The organism is Tianweitania sediminis (assembly GCF_017813335.1).
GTDB classification, from domain to species: Bacteria; Pseudomonadota; Alphaproteobacteria; order Rhizobiales; family Rhizobiaceae; genus Tianweitania; species Tianweitania sediminis.
This window is the reverse complement of the sequence record NZ_JAGIYY010000013.1, coordinates 64,606-86,274: the sequence shown is the minus strand read 5'-3', so window position 1 is coordinate 86,274 and position 21,669 is coordinate 64,606. Positions and strand designations below refer to the sequence as shown.

The window sequence follows — 21,669 nt, the reverse complement described above, 5'->3', positions numbered from 1 at the left end:
GCGCTCTAAACTTGTGAGCCGCGAAGCTTTTCAGCGCGAGCTCATCTCACCGCCTCAACGCAAGCTTTTGTACCCTCCTGCCATGTTGGCAGAGAGTGTCCGAACACTGCTCGGAACCGGCTGGTGTCGAGCATGGAATTCGGCGGGCGTTTGGCTGGCGTTGGGTACTCTGCCGTGGCAATACGCTCGACCTTTGCGGATGGACCACCACGAGCAGCGGACTGTGCAAAGATTTCCTCCGCGAAGTCTGCCCAGCTGCAGTAACCTTCAGCGGCCATGTGGAACGTGCCGCGCCAGTGCTCACGATCCGGTGCAGCTAGGATCGTGTCGAGCACTACGTCAATCGCCTTGGCAATGTCAGGCGCATAGGTGGGGCTCCCGTATTGGTCAGCCACCACTCGAACGACGTCGCGATCGGCAGCCAGCCGCAGCATCGTCTTCGGGAAGTTGTGCCCGTAAGGGCTGAACACCCATGCGGTCCTTAGAGTAACATGTGCCGGACTGGCTGCGGCAACCGCAAGTTCGCCAGCAAGTTTAGAGCGGCCATAGACGCTTTGAGGATCGACAGGGTCGCCTTCAACGTAAGGACCTGTTTTGGTTCCGGCGAAGACATAGTCAGTGGAGATATTGACGATCGGCAGTCCGGCAGCGTGTGCTGCTGCAGCAAGGTTGCGAGCGCCGAGCTCGTTTGCTGCGAACGCTGCATCCACTTCCGTTTCCGCTTTGTCGACTGCCGTGTAAGCGGCAGCGTTGACAACTGCGATTGGCTGATGCGCTGCAATAGCAGCATCGATGGACGAGCGGTTTGTGATGTCCAAATCGGGACGGCCAAGCGCCACAAAGACGCGTTCAGGAGTTGATCGTGCAGCCAGAGACTGCGCGACTTGTCCAGATCGACCTGCAACGAGCACCTTCACGACGCTTTCCGCTGCCCGAGGCGTTCTCCAGAGTATTTAGAAGCGCGGATCGGCCGCCACCAGGCTTCATTCTCGAGGTACCATCTAATGGTTTTCTCGAGCCCAGTTTCAAACGTCTCATGGGCTCGCCACCCCAATTCAGTTTCGATGCGCGTCGCATCGATGGCGTAGCGCATATCGTGTCCCGGTCGGTCGCTTACAAAAGTGATCAGATCACGTCGGCTGGTGCCGCTATTCAGGGGTTGAATACGGTCCAACACGTCGCAGATGGTTTCAACTACCGTGAGGTTTGTGCGCTCATTGCGACCGCCGATGTTGTATGAGCGGCCGAGTTCTCCCTTAGTGGCAACGAGCACAAGCGCGCGAGCGTGGTCGTCGACATAGAGCCAATCGCGGACGTTTTCACCCGTGCCATATACCGGAAGCGGCAGCCCCTCCAAAGCGTTGAGGATCATCAAAGGGATCAGCTTCTCGGGAAAATGGAATGGTCCGTAGTTGTTCGAGCAATTCGAAAGCACCACCGGAAGACCGTAGGTATGATGCCACGCCATCACGAGATGGTCTGACGCTGCCTTTGAAGCGGAGTAGGGAGACGAGGGAGCGTAGGGCGTAGTTTCGTTGAAGAGTCCGTCATCGAAGCCGAGCGTCCCGAAAACCTCATCAGTGGAGATGTGGTGAAAGCGGAAGCGCTCGCGCTTCTCGCCAGCCAAACCGGCCCAGTAGCCGCGCGCAGCTTCGAGGAGGCGGTAGGTGCCGACGATGTTGGTCTGGATAAACTCACCTGGCCCATCGATGGAGCGATCCACATGGCTTTCCGCCGCTAGATGCATGACGGTGTCAATGTCATGCATGCGCAGCAATTCAGCAACTTTCGCGCTGTCCGCGATATCTGCCTGCACGAAGCAGTAGCGCGTGTCTCCAGCGATCGAGGAAAGGGTCTCTAGATTGGCAGCGTATGTTAGCTTGTCGAGGTTAACCACCCGGTGCTGTGTTTCGGCAATGAGATAGCGGCAGACTGCAGATCCTATAAAACCTGCGCCGCCGGTCACGAGAATATTCATGTCCGGTGATCCTCAGAATACGAGTGTGACGTCGGCGAGGAGTGGGGCGGCGGCGTCTTTGTCCGATAGATGCGGGTCGTTCCCGTTGAGCGGCCAGTCGATCGCAAGAGCGGGGTCATCCCAACGGATGGCCCTGTCATGAGCCGACGAGTAGGGCGCCGTAACCTTGTAGAAGACTTCCGTGTTCGGCTCCAGCGTGAGGAAGCCATGGGCGAACCCTTCTGGAACAAGGATCTGATTGAACGCATCTGCGGAGACTATCAGGGACACCCATTTGCCAAATGTCGGAGATCCCCGACGAATGTCGACGGCAACGTCGAAGATGCTTCCTTGAAGCACGCGTACCAGCTTCGCCTGTGCGAAGGGCGGTTCCTGATAGTGCAACCCCCTCAGAGTGAAGCGTTCCCTAGATAGTGACTGATTGTCCTGGACCCAAGTGTCAGGAAAGCCGGCCTCGGACAGTCGCCCTTGATTGAACGTTTCTGAGAAGAAGCCGCGGTGGTCGCCAAATTGTCGAGGAATAAGCTCGACGACCGGAGAAACCGCTAATTTGTTGATCGTCAGCATCAAACTTCGACTTGACTTTTTGCAGGCGCGAAGAGCTATAACCTGTCAGATTGTTGCTGTCGACATCTGGGGACGAGATGTCTGTGAAGACTGCCATCGCGCGCGTGTCGAGAAGCTTTGCCGTCAGCGGCGAAGGTGTGTCAGCCGTGCCAAAAGCTTCTTCCACGCAGTTGGAGATCGCAAAAAGCCTGTGGAGGCTGGTTTTTTGTAATTCGGAAGTCGTTCCCTGCCGAAGAAGGTATCAGCTGCTTGAAGCTGGTAGTTCGACTGACTGGGTTGGTATTCTGAAGTAGACTTGCGCGTGATCCATAGCCCTTCACAAAAGACGATCCCAACCTTCTTTGGCCACCTCGATGGTGGCTATGCTGGGCTCGTCGATTACATGGACTCCGAAAATGGCATCTTCGGTTGGTTGCTTGGGATTGCCAGTCCTGATCAGCCAACCAGCTGGACGCTCCTCGCGGGGGATGTGGTTCTTCTGACAGGTTTGGCTGACGAGGTGCGTGACGACATTTCGCTGGCCTTGGGCAGAACTGCGAGATGCACCTTCCGGATCGCGTGGGATCGTGTGACCGAGCAGGCAAGGTCTGCGATCCGGGATGTTCCTGGGACAGACCCCCTGAGAGTGATCGTATCGGCCACTGGGGAAGAGCTCGAATGGTCGGCAAAAAGGCCCACCGTTCAGTGGCTGCGTGATCACGTCTTCAAACGGGTATCAGCAAAGCCGACAACTGAGCTCACCGCGCTCCCAGTTGCTGAGGTTGCGGTGGTCACGCCTCAGGCAGCCCCGCCTTCGAGCAGATCACTCCTGGTGGGGCGTCACGTGGGCGCCGTCCGCTCAGCGCCTTGTGTTCTGGTGGTGCCGTCTGAGCAGGGGGCCATCGAGTGTGGAGTCGGTATTGATCATGCAGTTTTAGCCGACGGATGTCTGGTGCTCACGGGGTGGCTTGTTGAAGCCATCGCGCTGGAGGCGAGAAGCGTGGATGGAGCGCTTCTGCCTTCTCGCCAGGAGTTGTTCGAGCGTGTCGACGTGGCAGACGCCTATTCAATTTCGCGCGACGATGTGCGCGGCTTCCTTCTCGTGGTGCAGTGCGGGCTACAAGCAAACACGATCAAACTGGTTTGTCCGGATCAGCAGCAGCTTTCCTTGACACTCCAGCTGCCGCCGATCGCGAAATCAGAAGCGATGGTCCAGCTGGTCAAGGAGCAGGTGCCGAGGCTAGGGGCTCTCTTGTCCGCCACAGCGCATTCACTGCGGTGGGCCAGTCAGATCATTCCGTTCTTGCAGGATCCACCGCCGTTGTTCAATGCGGCGCGCGGCCATATCGAGCAAGCCAAGGCTGCCTTTTCCGTGGGTGGCGTGGTTGCGGGATGGGCTCTCAGCGTGCCGACCTGCGAGATACTGGTTGCAACGAGTTCCGGGATCGTTCGGTTCGTTTGCGACGCAATCCGCTGGCACAGGGATGACATCACGCAAGCCTTCGAGAAGGACTTCGGCGCCTTTTCGATGGATGCCGGCTTTTTTCTGGCTCTCCCCGGCAAGCTGCATGCGACTGACAGGCTGCAGCTCATCGCCGTTGAAGGCAATCATGCCTATACGATCGCGAGGGGAGACTGGACCGCTGCGCCTCAGGAGCCAGCAAGTTTCGCAAAATGGGCTTTCGACTTTCCGCTCCCGCCCGATCGCTTCCAGGCCGGATTGTCCAGCCATATCGTTCCAGTCGTCGGTGGTCTAATCGAAGCGCGCAACAATGCCTTCCATCGACTGGAGCCCGAGATTGCCACCTTCGGCCAGCCGCCTGCCAATCCGCTTTGTTCGATCATCATTCCGCTTTATGGGCGAACAGACTTCCTCCAGCAGCAACTGATGGAGTTTTCGGACGATCCGTTTGTCCGCAAGCAGGCCGAGATCGTTTTCGTGATCGACGACCCGCGGATCCGCGGAACGATCCTAAGTGAAGCGGCCATGCTGTCTCAGGTCTACGAGCTGGGCTTCACGGTGATCGACGGTCGCGTCAACCGTGGCTATTCCGGCGCAAACAATCTTGGCGCAAAGCACGCCAAAGGCAGAACGCTGTTGTTCCTGAACTCCGACGTGTTTCCGACCCGCCCCGGCTGGCTGCAGAAGATGCTGAAGCCCCTGGCGGAGAATCCGCATCTCGGCATCGTCGGCGGCCGCCTGCTTTATTGCAACGGCTCGATCCAGCATGACGGCATGATGTTTGAATGGGACAACGCGTTGCGCGGCTACCTTAACAAGCATCCGGGTTCCGGCATGGAGCCGCCACCACCGCGGCCGAAGCCTCTCGAGCGGATCGCGGTCACGGGCGCTTGCATGCTGATGGCAGCCGAGGTGTTTGCGGAAGTGGGTGGCTTTGACGAACAGTTCCTGATCGGCGACTTCGAGGATTCCGACCTTTGCTTGAAGGTCCGGCGTTCGGGGCGCGAGATCGTCTGCGTGGAAGATATTTCCTTGGTGCATCTCGAGCGCCAGTCCTTTTCGGGGCTGGGCAGCGGCGGGTTTCGCCAGCGCGTCGTGTTCTACAATCTGCACCGCCACCAGACGGCCTGGGGGCCGACCATTGACGGCCTGCTGCAGGACCCCCGCTTCAGGCCCGCCGCATGAAGGTGCTCGTGATTGCCCATGCTCATCCCGATTTCAGCGTCGGGGGCGGCGAGATCGCGGCCTATAATCTTTACACCACGCTGCGCGACGACCCGGACACGACCGGCGCCCTGTTTCTGGCGCGCTCCGATCTCGGCACGATCGGCCATGGCGCGATCGTCAGTCGCCGCCCGGGCGAGTATCTGTGGCGGCAGGATATGGGCGACTGGTTCAAGCTGCGCACCGCCAACGCGCTTGCGGTGGTGAAGGATTTTCGCGCGTTCCTCCGGCAACACCGGCCGGACACGATCTATGTCCATCATTACGCCCATATGGGGCTGGAACTCCTGCGCGAGATCCGCCACACGCTGCCGCAGGCGAAGCTCGTGCTGACGCTTCACGAATACACCGCGATCTGCAACCATCAGGGGCAGATGGTGAAGACCGATTCGACCAAGCGGCTGTGTTACCGCGCCTCGCTGGAAGACTGCCACCTCTGCTTTCCCGCCGTTTCGCCCGAAAGCTTCTGGCTGCGCCGGCGCTACATCGAAAAGCATTTCCAGGTCGTGGACATGTTCGTGTCGCCCTCGGAGTTCCTGCGCCAGCGCTACATCGACTGGGGCATTCCGGCCGACCGCATCACCGTGATCGAGAACGGCCAGCCGAGCTTTGCGCGCGACATTCCACGCCGCGGCCAGCCCGGCATACAGAAGATCGGCTTTTTCGGTCAGGTCACCGAATACAAGGGCGTCGACATCCTCCTGAAAGGGCTCAGCCTCGTGCCGCCGGACGCCCGGCGCGACCTTCGGGTGGAAATCCATGGCGCCAACCTCGAACAGCGCTCCGAAGCCTTCCAGGTGCTGATCAAGGAATTGCGCGCGCCGCTCCTGGAGGAAGGGTGCCTGCGCTGGGTCGGGGGCTACGAGCGCACGGAACTGTTTCGCAAGATGAGCCAGGTCGACTGGGTGGTGATCCCCTCCATCTGGTGGGAAAACTCGCCCATGGTGATCCAGGAAGCCCTTGTGTGCGGCAAGCCGGTGCTGGCGGCCGATATCGGCGGCATGGCCGAAAAGGTGCGCGACGGCGTCACCGGCCTGCATTTCGAGGCTCGCAACCCGTTCGACCTCGCCGAAAAGCTCACCATGATCGCGCAGGGCTATGTGCCCGCCGGTGTTGAACAACCGGACCTGCTGAAAAGCGTGAGCTATGCGGAGAGCGCGCGGTTGTATAAGCGGCTTGTAGCATCGCTCACATAGACCTCCCGATAAACACATGCGGATACAACAGTATGACTGACCAAAACTCGATCGCTGCTGGACGGCTTCCGCCGAATTTACCGGAATGGATATCGACTTCAGCTCAGGGTTTATGGAGCCAAATTGGGATAGCGAAGCCCGACCCTTCTTTCAGCTATATTTTAGCACAGGTTTTGAATTCATACACTGATGGAGAGGTCAATTGCAGAATAGAACCCCTGAGTGAATACCGGGAGGTGCGTGACGGTGACATTGAAGGGTTAAAAATAGAAAACCCAAGCGCGAAAGTTTTTATCGCAGCAGGCGCATCTTTCAAGCGGACGCGGGTAAGCGGCAGTAAACCAGGGTGCGTCTACATTGGGACTGATGCGCTGTTAATCGACACGAATATCGCGTTGCTAGCAGAGACGAACACAGTGTGCTTCGGATTCAACTGCAGGACAGAAGGCTTACTGATCCACATGTACGGAAAGGCCGGATTCGTAATCCTCGGATCAGGAACAACTGTGCAGCAGGGAAGCAATTTCTTGGTTCAGGAGGGCTCATATATTCTCACCGGGAGCGATTGCATGGTGTCAACTGCCGTTTACATCAGGACAAGCGATTCTCATACTATCATCGACAAAGCCACTCGAAAGCGGATAAATCCTCCTCGGCCTGTCATCTTGCACCCTCGCGTCTGGCTTTCGCGTGCAGTGCTGGTAAACAAGGGTACAGAAATCGGTGAGGAAACAGTGGTTGGTCAAGGCGCTGTAACAAGCGGGCAGCTTCTGCCTTCTAGGATCTATGCCGGATCACCAGCGGTGGCCGTAAAAGAAGGAGTGACGTGGGATCGGCGGGCGATCAGTGAATTGGATGAAGGACACGACTTCTCTTCCGGTCACTTTACGCCATCCTTCAGCAAGAACTTGGCGCGCGCCAGATCTTTGCCCCAGGGCGATCTAGAGAAGATTTCTTTTGAAATTGCATCGCCGACTTCCGCTTCAACCGCGGCCAGCTACCATCTATACCCAGAAGTCTCTGCTCTTCTACAGTATGTCGCAACCTGCAAGTCAGACAGGGCTCGTTTCTCGGTTCCTCATGCTGAGAATCATTTCTTGAAGAGTAAATTGGTCCACTCGGAAACTTGAAGTATGTAAAGGAGTTTTCTCGTCGATCATTTCCCCGCAAAAGACTTCGCTCCAGATCGCGCCCTTCGCGGCGGCTAAATCAAAGAAGAAGTGGTCGCTAAACCATTCTGGAGTAATTGAGAGTATCTGCATTTTGCTTTTTGCGAAAACGATGTTGGTTAGATCGCTTCCCAGGACGGCGCATACGTGAGAGGCGTCGTGCCAGAGCTGCAACTGGCTGGCAAAACTGCTCTTTCCCACTTCGCTTATCGAATAGCCATTCTCCAGGAGAATGCGTTCTACCGCTTCTAGATTTGCGACCTCCCGCTTGCCTGGGGTCACCCGCTTAAGAAATACGCGTGAAAAAACATCGACGGTTGTCGGAACACTGCCAGCTGACTCCAGTATCTTCAGCGCTTCTGGGTGGATCGATCGATCCTGATACAGGAAATCCGAAGTTAGGAGGGTATCAAACCGGTAGGTAACTTCGCTGCGTATAGGCAGCAATCTACTAGCAAACGTGGGCCTTAGAAAAAGTAAGGACTCAAGAAAACTCGGACGAGATCCGAAATAAGCTTGCGGAATCGCGATCCGTGCGTCCCGGAACTTGTCGCCTAGCATGATGAGAGTTGGTAGATTATGGACAACCCAGTGCCCCCAAGTTCCGCTACCCTCGTTGCACACAAATATTACGGGTTCTTCAACGAAGGTCGAAACCTCGCTCGCCGAAGCTGCTTGCTCTGAGAGGTTCTTTGCGAACGCCAATAGTCGACCCGGCTCTGAAGTGACGAGGGCCGTGATCGTAGTATCCAAATAGATGTGCTTGACGTCAGAAACGATATAACCGCGAGCCACATCGACGCCGTGAAGGCGACGAGCGAGAGTAGGCCCAAACTCTATCGAACGCTCCGTCCAGGGCATCGACCGGGAGTTGGTGCAACTCGCATCAGAGACTATGCGGCCGATGTTAGCTTTCCTAGACACCGTGGTTGATGTAGCTAGTTCCACGGGCTGGCCGTAGCTTTCGACGCCTAGCCGCTGAGATATCGGGTGCTTCATGCAGATTGACCCTTAGCTACATGCGTGTCGCTGCACCAAGACTCTGGATGTAGTTCTTCATCCGGTCATAGTTGCTGGTGAAGCTTTTTTGAAACGACGAAAACTGATCAAGCCCGAACAACTCAGCAAATGGGCGCTGAAGAGCATCTTCTGCCGAGACTGTTGGTATGGAGAACGTCTCCGCAAGTTCCGCTGATCGGCTGTCGTAATTCACCATAAGTCCCGGAACGCTATTAGCTAGTGCAGGAAGAATGCCATGCACTCTGTAGCCCAAAGCCGTGTCATATTTGACGATTTCGGAGTCGTAGTCTTCCACCCGGTCGTTGAGAAACAGTCGGTGGTTGTAGATGGCTTTAAGGGCTGGTTCGCTTTCAGGATCAAACCACCCCTGTTGGCGGAGGAGGACATCTGCCTTCGCCATACCCTCTTTATCTTGAACGAAGTACGCCTTTTCGGGAGGCTCGCCGTGTATAGTTACTGTTGTATCGTACGCGTTCGCGACTCGCAAAAGTAGCTTTTTCTGAACTTGAGTGAAGTCGCGAGTATCTATAGCGTAGTAGTGACTCGTCTCGCGACGCAAGCTGAACGCCACCTTGCGAATCTCATCCGACAACCTGAGGTTTAGCCTGAGATTTCGGTCGCGCTTTCGAAACAAAGATGGACAGCCGACGACCTCAACGTTGGTTACCCCATTTTGGCTCAAGACTTCGGCACTAAACCCGCCTCGAACGCCAATAGCTCGAGTTCGCTCTGAGATCAGCTTCCAAACACGCTTACTTTCAGCGCTAAGCTCAATCGCGCGATGTTTCTCCGCCTGAGCGCCGACCCCGATAGCATGGACAGGGATCGTAAGGCGTTCGAGCACCCAAATCGCTTTCTCCCATTGCATATGCTCATGAATGAAATTTGAGCCACGGAGAAAAGCGTAGTCGAATTCACTGTTGTAGCGCTCGATGTCCGCTTCGGTAGGGTTTGCAATTTTTAGCACGTCAACGTCCGCGAAGTCCAACAGCTTCAGCGTTGAGTCGTAGACCATCATATCGCCAGTGTTGAAGTACGACCTGACGTAGTCTTCGCGAACCTGATCGTAAATCATAACGTTATCATGATTGTACCGCTTCCCAGCGGGGATCATGACAAGAATACGTGGTTTTCGTCCGGTCACAGGCTTGTCTCTCCAAGCGCTAGGCGCTCTCACAGCATGAAGCGTGTTAACTAATTTGCGTGCGCTCAGCTACCACCAATATGACAGGGGTTCTACCGCGTTGTAAGGTCGCGGTTCATTTTAGTGCTAACCAACCATCCGCTGCAGGTACTTCCCATAACCACTCTTGCCGAGCTTCTTGCCGAGTTCGGCCAGCTGCTCCCCGGTAATGAAGCTCTGATGGAAGGCGATTTCTTCCGGGCATGCGATCTTAAAACCCTGGCGGTGTTCCAGCGTGCGGACGAATTCGGCCGCTTCCAAGAGCGAGTCCGGCGTGCCGGTGTCGAGCCAGGCAAAGCCGCGGCCCATGGACACGACGTTGAGCGTGCCTTCTTCCAGATAGACCTTGTTCAGGTCGGTGATTTCGAGCTCGCCGCGTGGCGAGGGTTTCAACGTGCGGGCGATTTCCGACGCGCGGCTGTCATAGAAATAAAGCCCGGTCACCGCCCAGTTGGAGGCGGGCTTTTCCGGCTTTTCCTCGATGGTGGTGGCGCGGCCCGATGCGTCGAACGACACGACGCCATAGCGCTCGGGATCGTTGACATGGTAGGCGAAAACCGACGCGCCGGTTGCCGGCACGGCGGCCTGCGCCAGGAGTTCGGGCAGACCGTGGCCGTAAAACAGGTTATCGCCGAGGATCAGCGCCGAAGGCTCGCCGGCAACGAATTCTTCGCCGATCAGGTAAGCCTGCGCCAGCCCGTCCGGCCTGGGCTGTTCGGCATAGGAAAAGCGCATTCCCCACTGCGCGCCTGAGCCGAGCAGCGCCTCGAAGCGCGGCAGGTCATGCGGCGTGGATATGATCAGGATGTCGCGGATGCCCGCCAGCATCAGCGTCGACAGCGGATAATAGATCATCGGCTTGTCGTAGACCGGCAGGAGCTGCTTGGAAGCCGTCAACGTCATCGGATGAAGGCGCGTGCCGCTGCCTCCAGCAAGAATAATACCCTTCACGCCAGGCTCCTTCGTGCTTCGGGCGTACACGGGCGGCAATCCGCCCGAGGCGACGTCCAGCACTGGTAGGGGCGGGGCACACGAAGATCAAGAGGTTGCCATGCGGTGCAGCAACTTATTGTTTGCGGCACACGACGATTGCCTGCTTGTCAAGACGCAGTGGCAGTATGTCCAGGATGTCGAAATAGCGGCCCCAGACATGGTTGATGTATTCGCGCGAATGAAACACGTTGCAGCGATAGGGGTCATCCTGGCGGAAGGTCGCCACCGTCTTGCCGACCGGCAGCGTTGGGCTATCCGCGATTTCGGGCGTCAGGTAGTCCCTGACGGTGGTCAGGAGATTGCTGTCCTTGATCTTCCAGGTTTCCTCGTTGTGGATCGACAGGTAGGCGATGCCGCCCGGTTTCAGGATGCGGCGCAGTTCCAGCAGCCAACCGGACTCCGTTTCGTCGATATGGGTAAAAACGGAGAAGGCGGTAACGGCGTCGAAGTAGTTATCTTCCACCGGCAAGCGCGGATAATAATCGTTCTGCCAGACCTTGAAGGGCTTTGGCAGGTAGCGCATCATCCATTCGGCGTTGGACGGCTTGAAGTCGCAGCCCCAGCATTCCGCCCCGGCCTGGAAATAGAAATGGCGCAGCACTCGGGCCGTTGCGCAGCCGAATTCGAACACGCGGCGCGGTTCGACCCCATACTGGGTGAAGGTGTCCACCGCACGGCGGTAGTCACGGTAGCCGCCGAGCCAGAAGGCGAGGTGGTAATCGCCATGGTAGCCTTCGCGGTTATCGGCATGCGGGATCGGCGCCGTATCGCAGCGGATCCGGTCTTCCAAATCGTCTTCCTGCCAAAAAACGTTGTTGGCGAGATAGCTCGGGTCGATGAAGCTTGCGGGAACACCGACCGGCGGCCGCAGGGGCAGGGACTCCGCGTAGGGATTTGCATAGGCGAGGAGGCGGGTGAGGCGTTCAAGCGTCAAGAAAGCGGCTGCCTTGCAAAGGAGAATCGTGGGTCGCCAGGCTGTTCATGTGCCGGGAGCAGCCCCTATGCAAGTTTCTATACGCAAAGAGCGTGGGCTGTGGCATAGGGAGGCGCATGTCCACAGCTTCTTCCTTTCCAAGCGCCCCAGCATCGGCCGCACAAAAAGGCGGCAGACCCTGGAGCGTGCTGGCATTGGCATCGCGGCTGATCATCCAGGTGCCGGCCGTGCTCGGACGGCCGTTGACCGCTCTCTGCTTGACGGATCGGATTGGCGCAGAAGCAGTCGTTTCCAGCGGTCAATGGGTCACCTTCCGGCATGGTGCCGCGGGCGCGCCGGTTACATGCCTTTCCGTGGATACTTTCGACCTCCTTGAGATTGATGTGGCTTCAGTCTTGAGCGCGCGCCTCACCTTCGTGGATGGTCAGTCCCACGCGGCGGCCGTGTCCATTCGGACGATTTCTGACCACGGCGGCATCGATGCGGAGCTCATTGCGCTGATCCAGGCTGCGGCTGCGGAAGGCGCGGTCGACCCGCGCATCGGACTGGTCTTCGACCGATCCTGCCGATGGCTTGGGGCTGAAGCAGCCGGACATCTCAGCCTCGACAAAGCAACACCCGTGACGGGGGCAACCCTCGTCGAGGGATGGATCGAGCACATTGACAGTCGCGAAATCAGCCTTATCAGTGCAGATTTCCGCGCTTTCAGCTCTTGGGAGAACATCCTCAGCTTTTATCGCGAGGACGTCGTTTCACACCTTGCTTCACTGCCGGACAGCCGGGCTGTGGCAGTCGAACACGGCTTCATCGCCCTCCTGCCTGGGTCTCTAAGCCTCGCAACAGATCTTTATCTGCTGGAACGTGACCGCTCCGGCGTGTCCATGACAGGGCCTCTGGCGGTGTCCCAGATCGGTGAGCGAAGCAAAGCGCTGCCGTTCATCCGATTAAAGGTGGCGACCGCGGAGAAACCGCCGGAAAGGGTGGCTCGCCTTGTCGCTCCGTTCGCTCGACGGGCTCGTGGTAAGCGGAAAACGGTCACCAAGCATTTCGGACCGCCCGCAGAAGATATTCACTTTTCCATCGTGGTTCCGCTGGAGCGCGGGGATCCGGTGTTTGTTCAGGCTCAACTCCTCAATCAGGCGAAAGCGCCGCCTGGTGTGGAGTGGATCTTTGTTGGCAAGGTTGACTGGGATCTTGCCGGATTTTTAGAACAGCAGACTGAGATCCAGTGCTCCACCACCATCATCCTCCTGCCGTCCGAAGATGGACTTGCTTTCGCCTTGAACAGCGCAGTTGAAGCAGCGCGTGGAAGAAGCCTCTTGGTCCTTGATCGGTCAGCCTGGATCAGCGACTTTGCTGGACTGATGTCTCACATCCGTCACTTAGGCGACGATGGGTCTATAATCGTTGGGCTGCAGGGAGTGCTGGAAGACGGGTCGCCGGCCCCTGTTGCTTGGCACTTCGGCGATAGTGAGGGCGTGTTGGCCAAGTCAAAGACCTGGCGCAGTCCTGCCACAGCGGCTGTCTATAACAGGCTCCCTGACGGGACCTTTCTTTCCTTAGATTGCATGCTGGCGCAAACAGAGCTCTTCCGCACCTATGCCTTCAACGAGCGCTTGGTATCACTGCTCGCCATCAGCGCAGAGTTTTGTCGGCGCGTTCAAGAGCATCAGTCCCTGTCGTTGTTCACCGCTTCCACTCCGGCATTGCAGAGTGGCTCAGCGATGGCGGCCGCCAACTATGGTGCGAACGATGATGAGGCGTGGGTAGAAGCGACCCTCATCAACCAAAAGCACCTGCTGCCCCAAGTTTCATCCTAACCAAGATCCGGTGCTCTCATCAGGATGCGTATCCTCATTTACTCGCATGGGCATCCAGCCTTGTCGCCTGGGGGCGCCGAGTCTGCCTCCTATGCGCTTTTCGAGCGGTTGAAATCTGAACCGGATGTTGAGGTTCTTTATGTCGCCGCTGGACTGGAAAAGTTGGCGGGCTCTGGTCGCGAAACCATGTTCTTTCGAGGCAAAAGCGACGAATTATTGCTTTCGCTGCCAAAGGTGGATCCCTTCTCGCTTTGCAGTGAGGACCCACGCTCGGTTGTCGAGCGCCTTGACCCAATCGTCCGGGAATTTCGGCCCGACGTGATTCACATGCACCACTTTCTTGGGGTGGGCTTGCAAGCTGTTCCTTGGCTCAGAAGCCAAGCATCAGCCCTTGTGCTCACCCTGCATGAGTATCTGGTGCTCTGCCATAACCACGGACAGATGATCAAAACCAACGGCGCACTTTGCTTTCGGAACTCCGCAGCAGAATGCGCCGGATGTTTTCCGGAGAAGGGCGTGGCCGCGTTCTTTGCTCGAGAGATGGTATTTTCGGAATACTTAGAGGCTGTCGACCGTTTTGTGAGCCCTAGCCGGTTTATGCTCGAGCGCTTTTGCCCAAGCCCCAGGTGGTCAGAAGTACGCTTTCAGCAGATCGACAATATCCTAGCTCCTGCCGCTTCAGGTGATGGGACGTTCGGCAACAGACGTAAGGGCGACAAACTCCGTCTGGGCTTTTTCGGCCGGTACACATCGTATAAGGGCTTGGATGTCTTACTTGAAGCCATATCCAGGTTGAAGCCCTCCTATCGGAAGCGTCTGTCTGTTGGAGTTCACGGCGGCGGCCTCGAAAGCCAGCCCACGGAGTATCGAAAGAAGGTACGTCACCTGGCGTCGCAGTCAGCAGATGCTATTGTCGACCATGGCCCTTACCTCAACAGTCAGGCAGGCCGGCTGATGGCCCGCTATGATTGGATCGTCGTGCCTTCGATTTGGTGGGAAAACTCGCCTGTCGTTATCCAGGAGGCACTTGCCGCTGGCGTTCCGGTTATCTGCGGCGACGACGGAGGCATGGCTGAGAAGGTCGTGGACGGAGTGGATGGACTGCACTTCTCACTAGGCTCTTCTGCGGATTTGGCCGACCTTCTGGCTGCAATCATTGGCGGAGATGTTGAGGCGCCCAAGGTCGATCACAGGAAGGTTCAGTCGGGTTCGACGCAAGCTTTCGAAGAGCATTTGCGGCTGTATCGGGAGCTCGCTGGATCACCGAACTCAGTTGATCGCGACCAAGCACAATCGGCTTTGTAACGAAGAACCATACTTGGTCCGAGGCTCAGACGCTCGAATGAGCCGAGCCCCCTTTGGCAACCTCCGCCCTCCAGCGATCCGCCGGCCAGCGGACGATCTGCTCACTTCATCCCATCTCCGGCGGGTCCTCAGACTTCCGAACGAACAGATGCCTGCGCGGCAAGGGGTTCGGAGGGGCCGATCGATCACTGGTTGACTGAAAGCCGCGGCTATCGATCGATTTGGCCGAGCGAAAGAACCCCCGGTGCTTGGCTTCAAGGTTCTTTGCTTTGCTGATCGCGGGCCGATCGTGTTTGTGGGTCTTAATCTTATGACATTTCCGGTGAGCGGGTCGCAGGTTCTTGTCGCTGTCGTCGCGAGAGAGCTCCCACGCGATGACATGCTCGAGATCCCAAGCCTGTCCGATCTGGATATGCCCACCGCATAGATGGCAGATCCCATCATGTGCAACAAAGATGCGGGCACGGTCTTTGTTGGAGAAGCTTTTCCGACGCGCCATCAGCCAAGCTCTTTCGCGGCCGTAAGGGTCCACGCTGAAGGTGAGTCCTGAAAGGGCAGGGGGCTTCTCATGCTGCCTCCTGCTGCTCGACGTGTTGATAGTTGCGGATGCGCTCGACCAGCGCCGCCAACTCATCGTTGAACCGGTCCACTTCATCGGAAATCGTCTTGATGAAAGCCTCGTCGCGGTAGACGCGGACCTGAAGCATCGGCAGCTTGGGCCAATAGGAGACGAAATCCCAGTACTCCCGTTGCGCGATCCAGAGGTTTCCTTGAACCTGTGCCTTGTGTTCGGGTGGCAACCTATCCCGCTGCAGCCGATCGATCTGGATGTGCGGCAAGGCCGTCTTGATCTCCAAACCACCATTGCTGCCCAACAGGCTATCCGGGCTTGCGCCTCGATTGCCGCAGCGGATGAACCCAACCCGCTTCAGCTCCACTGCATTGATGAAGGCATAGGTATCGCGGGCCTCGTCTTCCATCATCCTGCCGCGCTCGGTGTGGATGTTAGAGAACTGCTCGCATGGCTCACCGGTCAGGATCTCGCCGGCGAGCTTGCGCATGTACTCAGCGCGGGTTTTTCCCTCGCCTTTGGCCATGACCACCGCGAACTTCGATGCGGTGGGAATGCCGGCTCGGCATGCGAACCATTCAGGCGAGCCCTGAGCGACGTTTTCGAAGACCTTCATCATGCGCCACTCCGCTCGTTGAGCTTGGCTCTGCGCTGATAAAGAAGCCTGAGGGCATTCTCGTAGGTGTCGCCAGGCAAATCCGGGATCGCTTCGATCTTGTGCATTCGGCAAAACTGGCTGGCGTCGGAGCCGGTCTGCTTCAGAAGACGCTGGATGGTCTTCACCTGCGCCGGCGTGATGGTCTTGATCGGCGCTTCAACCGGGTTGCCGTCGCGATCATCTCCGGTGCTGATGTTGAACAGCATGCAGAGAAGATAGCGGCGACCATAAGTGGCGGTGCTGCCAAATGTCTGCGTCGCGGTCTTGCCACTCCTCCCCTGTGAGCTGTCGCCATCGATCGGGATTTCACTGAGACCATTCCGCCGATAGCCTCCCTCATGAGAGATCTCCCAGAGGATCCGAAGCTCGCCCCTGTTGTTGTAGCCGTCCGGTTGGAATGAAACCGCGAAGCCATGCTGGTAGATCACGGGCATGGCCTGCTCCTCGATCGCTGCTAAATCGGCGTAGGACGAGTTGGTGTGCTTGTTCACCTTCGACTTGGTGACAATCGGAAGCTCCGCCTGGCAGCGTGACATGGCGGCGAAATAGGCCTTCTCGGCCGCTCGCGCTTCGTCCTCACGGGCTCGCTCTTCCATCCGCTCCTTGAAGAGGAGCATCTGGTGAAGCCGGTCGATGGAAATGGAGGGATCCATTACCACCCGTTCGATGAGGGCGATGATTGCTCCTTCGGAAGTGGGGATGATGCCCTCGGCGAACTCCTCTTGTGGTGCGAGCACGTTCATGCTCCACCTCCCGTTCGCGCGAATGCAGCCTCGTTGTTCCAGAACCAGGGGCGGATCACAGCAGGGCTCCCACAATGAAGCCGCAAGTCAGCGCAGCGCCGATCGCATAGGGCAGCCCCCGTGGGTCGCTCTCGTGACCAACGGCGGGAGCATCCTTCTCTGTGTTTCGAAAGACGCGGGTTAGGGAGCGCATCCTGTTTGGTTCAGGCTTATCCATCATCTGTTCGACTTCTGCATAGGAGGCGATGGCTCGCTTTGCCCGTATTTCGGCGTAAGCGAGATCTCCTTCGCGAACAGGGAAGCGGTTGCGCTGGCAGACAAGGTTTGCTGAAGCCGCCTGCAGTTCATATCGAGCGCTCCGAAGGGGCTCGGCCAAGCTTTCAATTTCATCGCGCTCCAGCCAAACATCTCGCGTGTCGGGCTCCCGCGAAATCACGATCTCGACTGCCGTCGGACCGGGGTCTTCACTGTTCCTGTTCGCTGCGCTTCTTAGACGCTCAAGCAGCGGACGAGAGTTGCGGTGGTAGCGCGATCCAGTATCGTTGAAGTTGATGTTCATAAGCTCATCTCCTTTTGATGGTGATGAGCACCATGCTCGACTTCAGGCCGGCATCAAGTCAGTATCGCTGTGAGATCGAGACTGCTTTACGTGCTTAGTTAATGCTGAGAATACCACGGGGAATGTGTTCGGCGCCTTGCGAACACTTCCATGATCAAAGCTCTGCATTAACAGGGAGTGGTGTAGAGCAACTCGCTGATCACTTGATGGGTACGCCGATGCGTGGGCCGCGCTCCACCCTCAGCGCATCAGGCCAGTACCCCCAGCTCTCGACCGTCACGATGACGATCGCAACTGCAATCACGGCACAGGCAAATCATGATCCATCGTTTGGATGGTGGTCGTCGGACCCAATATGCCATCCGCAGAAGGAAGTGAGTGAGATCCATTTTTTTGATCGCCTGCAGAAGGAGAGGCTATTGACCTACGGCTCAGGCGGCCATTTGGCGGATCGCTTCGGCCACGCTTTTCGCAGTGTAGGGTTTGCGCAGGAACCGGCTGTCTGCCGGAAGGTCCGAGCTTTGAACAACTCGGTATCCGGAGGTCACGATGATCCTGATTGGTGGCCACCGCTCCCTGACCTCTTCGGCCAGCTTCAGCCCGTCAATGCCGCCAGGCATATCAACATCGGTAAACAGGACCTCGATCTCAGGGTGGGCGCACAGCACCTCCAACGCTTGCGTAGCGTTGCTGGCTTCCAGTACCTGGAACCCTCTATCGGTAAGCTCGTCGGCGATGTCGATACGCAGGAGGCCTTCATCCTCCACAATGAGGACATACAAGAGGATGGGCATTGGATGTCCAGTCTATCGTTCGAAGTGGGGGCTCTCAACATCGAACGTTTCCCCGTGCTATTAGGTTCATAAATGTTTACACCGGCGCGCAACACAAGTTTCTTGGCCGGTCGCGGCACCATCGATTGCGATGCCGCAGATTTTCAGCGTGACATTGACGCCATCCGGCCGATCGGCGCCCATATGCCCTCACAGTATAAAAGGCTCGACGGCAGCTTATCTGCCGGGCTTAGTGCCGCCAGATGGCAGCGCAGTTGTGACGGAGCTTTTCAGCAGGGCGCGGTTCTGATCAGCAAACAGGAGATGGCGTGTGGGTGTTCCGCTCCGACTAAGGCCGCTTAGAACCTACCGCTTCAAATTGACAAGAAGGTCAAGCAGGTCCGAGCCGGTCTGAAACACCTTGGAATTGGCCGTGTAGTTGCGCTGCGATTCGATCATGTCGGTCAGCTCTTCGGCGATGTCGACGTTGGAGCCTTCTAAAGCACCTGAAATAACAGCTCCCAGTCCGCTGTCGTTTGGGAAACCAACACGCAACGCCCCGGACTCGGGGCTCAAGGAGTACACATTGCCCGGCATGACCGTGAGTTGGTCGGGGCTCGGCACGCTTGCGAGCGGGATGCGGTAAAGCGCCTTCAGCTCTCCGTTTTCATATACCGCCGAAACGATGCCGTCGCCGCCGATGTTGATGCTCTGGATGGGGCTCGGACCGTTGCCGTTGGCGCGAATCTCCGGATCGAAGGAGGTCGCAAGCTGCGTCAGGTTCTTCAGGTCGAGCGTGAACTCGCGTCCACCTGGGATGTCGAAAACGATGTCACTATTGCTTGCCGCGGTCAGGCGTCCATTGGCGAGGTTGAAGTTCAGTGTCGTGGTTGCGAGCGGACCCGTGGAATAGGGAAACGAGGTGTCCGCGGACGCGTCAGCCTGGTTATAGATGGCAACTTCCCAGGTCGGCTCCGTATCTGGCGGCGACCCTGCAGCCGGACCGGTCTTGGTGAGGAAGACGTCGAGCAGGATTTCCGAGCCGAGGTTGTCGTAAACCACGACGGACGACTTCGCGGAATAGCTCGCATCCGCTGCATTGGTGGACGGGAGTCGGGCTGCGTCGACCACTGCCGCCGTGGCTGGCAGATTGGCCAGGATGAGGCCGGCGTCCGAGGGCGTTACCGAAAGCTCGTAGGCGCCGATGTTCACCACTTCAAGGCCGTTGAAGCCGTTAGCGACGGCGCTCGGCTCGCCATTGGCGTAGTTGCAGCCCATCAGATAGAACCCGGCCGCATTAACCAACCGGCCTTGCCCGTCCGGCACAAAGGAGCCGGCACGCACGAGGTTGGAGGTGCCGTTCGGGCTTTCGACGATGAAGAAGCCGTTGCCGTTGATGGCTAAATCGTTGCCGGAGGTGGTGTACTGCAGGACGCCCTGCTTCGACACCTCGTAGCGCACGGATGTTTTGACGCCGCCGGAGTTATAATAGCCCGGCGTATTCGGCACCACGAGCGAGGAGAACTCCGTCTTGGAGCGCTTGTAGCCGGTGGTATTCGCGTTCGCGATGTTGTCGGCGACCGTCGACAATCGGTTCGCTTGGGCAGACATGCCCGACACGCCCGTCCGCATCATTCCGTATAAGCCCACGCCCTTAACCCCCCCCCCCAACCCATGCCTTCCCTAAGGTAATCTAATCGGCTTGCGTGAACCTGAAACAAAAATGCGTTTCCGAACTGTTTCGCAATTTCACTGAGAAGCGTGGTTTGCGCGCAGAGAAGAACCTGAGATAGTGTTCGGGCGGGCTGATCGACAACGTTCTTGATCCTGCGCGCAGCCGCTTCGGCGGCATTGTTCTTGATCTCGACGCCACCCGTCCGCTCAGCCACGTTCCGCATGCCTGTCAGCTGAGCGGCTCGGACGGAATATCTGCCGTTAGCCAAAGCTCACCTCGTCCGACTGGCTATCGACGACATAGCAGCGCTTCATGTGAGCGCGTCTGCTCACCAGAGGTTGGCCGTCCTGGAGCAACAGGACAACTACATCCGGCCGGGGATCAATACGCGTCCGAAGGTCGCGGGGGCCCGCTGCTTAAGCCTTGTTTTATGGTCATGGTGAAATGTCACCTGATTACGTTCGAGCCCTAGAAGGTGAAATGGTCGGCGAGTTCATCTTTAGGTTGTTGAACCCACTGATCCTGCTGGTGCTTGGCGTGTCTGTTCTGCTGCTTTGGCGAAGGCATCGCGGCCATAGCTACCTTCTTCTGCTTGCCGTGGCATTCACCCTCGCCGGAACGGGCTTCGCCGCGAACGATCTGCTCAGACCCTTGGATGGCCTAGCCCTTCGCGCTGTTGTCAACGCGCTGTTCTTCGGGGCGGTGCTCTCGGTGTGCCTAGGCTCCATCGTCCGGATCAACGCACCGATCCCATCGATTTTCTTTGCCGCTCTGTCCGCGTGTTCCGCTGTCGCGTTCTGCTGGTTCCTCATTGGCCAGCCTTCGACGGTTGCACGGATCTATATCGTCAACGTGACCTATTCGGTTCTGGCTACATCAACGGTCGTGATCCTGATCCGAGCGGGGCCCAAGTCTTGGGTCGATCGGCTGTTCGTCGCCCACGCCCTGCTTCTGCTGTTCGTCGCATTGTCCCGCCCACTCGCCCTGTTCGTTGATCGGCTGGACATAAACACAGGCGGATCCCTCAAGGACTCCGATTATTGGACGATGGTGCAGGCGATGACGCCTTTGATCGCCATGACGATCGCACTGTCGTTTCTCACCGGCTTCGGCTTTCAGTTGTTCAACGAACTGCGGGACGATGCTGAACACGACCACCTTACCGCGTTGCTGAATCGCCGTGGCTTCGAGCGGCGCGCTTCGGCCTTTCTGAAGGAGATGACCGCCTCCCGCCACCAATGGGCGGTCATGATGGTCGACATCGATGACTTCAAAGCTATCAACGACACGTTCGGCCACGACGTCGGCGACCGCGTCATCATGGCCGTGGCCAATGTTCTCAAGAGGCAGGGAGCGGACAACGTTGCCCGGGTCGGCGGCGAGGAGTTCGCGCTTTTCTACAACGATGCTCATAGCGGTCAACTGACGTGGCACGCCGCAAGAATCCGCACGCAGCTTAGTCGTGTAGAAGTTGAGCCTATCCCCCGTGGCTACCCAATCACGGTAAGCATCGGGCTTCATCTGCGAGACAATCCCTTCGAACGTCTTGGAGAGGCGATGCGGCAGGCGGATCAAGCCCTGTATGCCGCAAAACACTCAGGCAAGAACCAAGCTGCCTTCGCGAGACCCATCCGCCGGTCAGTCACGTAGTCCTTCCAAGCTGCTGTCCCGAACAGCCCGTCCGCTTCAGACGCGCCCGACCAAATCAGTTTCGTTCGCTCGGCCTGACCACTAAGCTAACGCTGCTGCCCTTAGTGGTACAGGCAGATGTGGAAGATCTCATACAAGGCGCAGTGTCTGGACCAGGCCGAGACCGTGGCGCTGCCAAGTAGAACAGATGTGATTAGTGCAATCGGGATA

20 protein-coding genes are annotated in these 21,669 nt (G+C 57.7%); 6 read left to right on the top strand and 14 right to left on the bottom strand.

Translation table 11 applies throughout. From position 1 onward, the window contains the following. Nucleotides 1-41 precede the first annotated feature (41 nt). Genes rfbD through rfbC form a run of 3 tightly spaced genes read right to left on the bottom strand, consistent with a single transcriptional unit; the run spans nt 42 to nt 2,545 of the window. Nucleotides 42-917, bottom strand: coding sequence for a dTDP-4-dehydrorhamnose reductase (gene rfbD / locus J5Y06_RS22240; RefSeq protein ID WP_209337400.1), 876 nt, complete (start codon nt 915-917; stop codon nt 42-44). Further along, nucleotides 914-1,978 (bottom strand): dTDP-glucose 4,6-dehydratase, encoded by a 1,065-nt coding sequence (gene rfbB, locus J5Y06_RS22235; protein WP_209337399.1) that lies wholly within the window; start codon nt 1,976-1,978, stop codon nt 914-916. The genes rfbD and rfbB overlap by 4 nt, the downstream gene beginning before the upstream one ends. Nucleotides 1,979-1,990: 12 nt before the next feature. Then, on the bottom strand, nt 1,991-2,545 hold the full coding sequence (gene rfbC / locus J5Y06_RS22230) for a dTDP-4-dehydrorhamnose 3,5-epimerase (RefSeq protein WP_209337398.1): 555 nt from the start codon (nt 2,543-2,545) through the stop codon (nt 1,991-1,993). Nucleotides 2,546-3,476: 931 nt separating this feature from the next. Between rfbC and J5Y06_RS23200 the strand changes: the two genes are divergently transcribed. The 3 genes from J5Y06_RS23200 to J5Y06_RS22215 are packed head-to-tail and all read left to right on the top strand — an operon-like array spanning nt 3,477 to nt 7,536. Beyond that, nucleotides 3,477-5,171: a glycosyltransferase family 2 protein gene (locus J5Y06_RS23200; protein ID WP_209337397.1), complete on the top strand. Its 1,695-nt coding sequence runs from the start codon at nt 3,477-3,479 to the stop codon at nt 5,169-5,171. Further along, complete coding sequence (locus tag J5Y06_RS22220) at nt 5,168-6,406, top strand: glycosyltransferase (RefSeq protein WP_209337396.1); 1,239 nt, start codon at nt 5,168-5,170, stop codon at nt 6,404-6,406. The genes J5Y06_RS23200 and J5Y06_RS22220 overlap by 4 nt, the downstream gene beginning before the upstream one ends. Before the next feature lie 32 nt (nt 6,407-6,438). After that, nucleotides 6,439-7,536, top strand: a complete 1,098-nt coding sequence (locus tag J5Y06_RS22215) for an acyltransferase (protein WP_209337395.1) — start codon at nt 6,439-6,441, stop codon at nt 7,534-7,536. On the opposite strand, the gene J5Y06_RS22210 is transcribed toward J5Y06_RS22215, so the two are convergent. The 5 genes from J5Y06_RS22210 to J5Y06_RS22190 form a co-directional block, all read right to left on the bottom strand. After that, nucleotides 7,459-8,574 (bottom strand): glycosyltransferase family 61 protein, encoded by a 1,116-nt coding sequence (locus J5Y06_RS22210; RefSeq protein WP_209337394.1) that lies wholly within the window; start codon nt 8,572-8,574, stop codon nt 7,459-7,461. The genes J5Y06_RS22215 and J5Y06_RS22210 overlap by 78 nt on opposite strands. Before the next feature lie 16 nt (nt 8,575-8,590). After that, complete coding sequence (locus tag J5Y06_RS22205) at nt 8,591-9,670, bottom strand: polysaccharide pyruvyl transferase family protein (protein WP_209337393.1); 1,080 nt, start codon at nt 9,668-9,670, stop codon at nt 8,591-8,593. A gap of 195 nt (nt 9,671-9,865) precedes the next feature. Continuing rightward, complete coding sequence (gene rfbA, locus J5Y06_RS22200) at nt 9,866-10,729, bottom strand: glucose-1-phosphate thymidylyltransferase RfbA (RefSeq protein WP_209337392.1); 864 nt, start codon at nt 10,727-10,729, stop codon at nt 9,866-9,868. Nucleotides 10,730-10,844: 115 nt separating this feature from the next. Continuing rightward, the gene (locus J5Y06_RS22195; protein ID WP_209337391.1) at nt 10,845-11,705 is read right to left on the bottom strand and encodes a class I SAM-dependent methyltransferase; all 861 of its coding nucleotides are present in this window, start codon (nt 11,703-11,705) and stop codon (nt 10,845-10,847) included. A gap of 389 nt (nt 11,706-12,094) precedes the next feature. Beyond that, entirely contained in the window at nt 12,095-12,301 is a 207-nt protein-coding gene (locus J5Y06_RS22190) for a hypothetical protein (protein WP_209337390.1), read from the bottom strand. A 24-nt stretch (nt 12,302-12,325) separates the two neighbouring features. Between J5Y06_RS22190 and J5Y06_RS22185 the strand changes: the two genes are divergently transcribed. After that, a complete protein-coding gene (locus tag J5Y06_RS22185; protein WP_209337389.1) occupies nt 12,326-13,525 on the top strand; it encodes a hypothetical protein in 1,200 nt (399 codons plus the stop codon). A 24-nt stretch (nt 13,526-13,549) separates the two neighbouring features. Beyond that, the gene (locus J5Y06_RS22180; protein WP_209337388.1) at nt 13,550-14,830 is read left to right on the top strand and encodes a glycosyltransferase family 4 protein; all 1,281 of its coding nucleotides are present in this window, start codon (nt 13,550-13,552) and stop codon (nt 14,828-14,830) included. A gap of 106 nt (nt 14,831-14,936) precedes the next feature. On the opposite strand, the gene J5Y06_RS22175 is transcribed toward J5Y06_RS22180, so the two are convergent. From J5Y06_RS22175 to J5Y06_RS22150, 6 genes are all read right to left on the bottom strand, one after another. Then, nucleotides 14,937-15,329, bottom strand: coding sequence for an HNH endonuclease (locus tag J5Y06_RS22175; RefSeq protein WP_209337387.1), 393 nt, complete (start codon nt 15,327-15,329; stop codon nt 14,937-14,939). Between the two features lie 67 nt (nt 15,330-15,396). Further along, nucleotides 15,397-16,017 (bottom strand): lambda exonuclease family protein, encoded by a 621-nt coding sequence (locus J5Y06_RS22170; protein WP_280819710.1) that lies wholly within the window; start codon nt 16,015-16,017, stop codon nt 15,397-15,399. Next, nucleotides 16,017-16,802, bottom strand: coding sequence for an ERF family protein (locus J5Y06_RS22165; RefSeq protein WP_209337385.1), 786 nt, complete (start codon nt 16,800-16,802; stop codon nt 16,017-16,019). Before J5Y06_RS22165 ends, J5Y06_RS22170 begins: the two co-directional genes overlap by 1 nt. A 55-nt stretch (nt 16,803-16,857) precedes the next feature. Continuing rightward, nucleotides 16,858-17,361: a hypothetical protein gene (locus J5Y06_RS22160; protein ID WP_209337384.1), complete on the bottom strand. Its 504-nt coding sequence runs from the start codon at nt 17,359-17,361 to the stop codon at nt 16,858-16,860. 431 nt (nt 17,362-17,792) lie between these two features. Next, nucleotides 17,793-18,155 (bottom strand): response regulator, encoded by a 363-nt coding sequence (locus J5Y06_RS22155; protein ID WP_209337383.1) that lies wholly within the window; start codon nt 18,153-18,155, stop codon nt 17,793-17,795. A 345-nt stretch (nt 18,156-18,500) separates the two neighbouring features. Further along, on the bottom strand, nt 18,501-19,784 hold the full coding sequence (locus J5Y06_RS22150; protein ID WP_209337382.1) for a flagellar hook protein FlgE: 1,284 nt from the start codon (nt 19,782-19,784) through the stop codon (nt 18,501-18,503). A gap of 469 nt (nt 19,785-20,253) precedes the next feature. On the opposite strand from J5Y06_RS22150, the gene J5Y06_RS22145 reads away from it, so the two are divergent. Then, nucleotides 20,254-21,459 carry a GGDEF domain-containing protein gene (locus tag J5Y06_RS22145; RefSeq protein ID WP_209337381.1) on the top strand — a complete coding sequence of 402 codons (1,206 nt, stop codon included), beginning with the start codon at nt 20,254-20,256 and terminating at the stop codon, nt 21,457-21,459. The last annotated feature ends 210 nt before the right edge of the window (nt 21,460-21,669 follow it).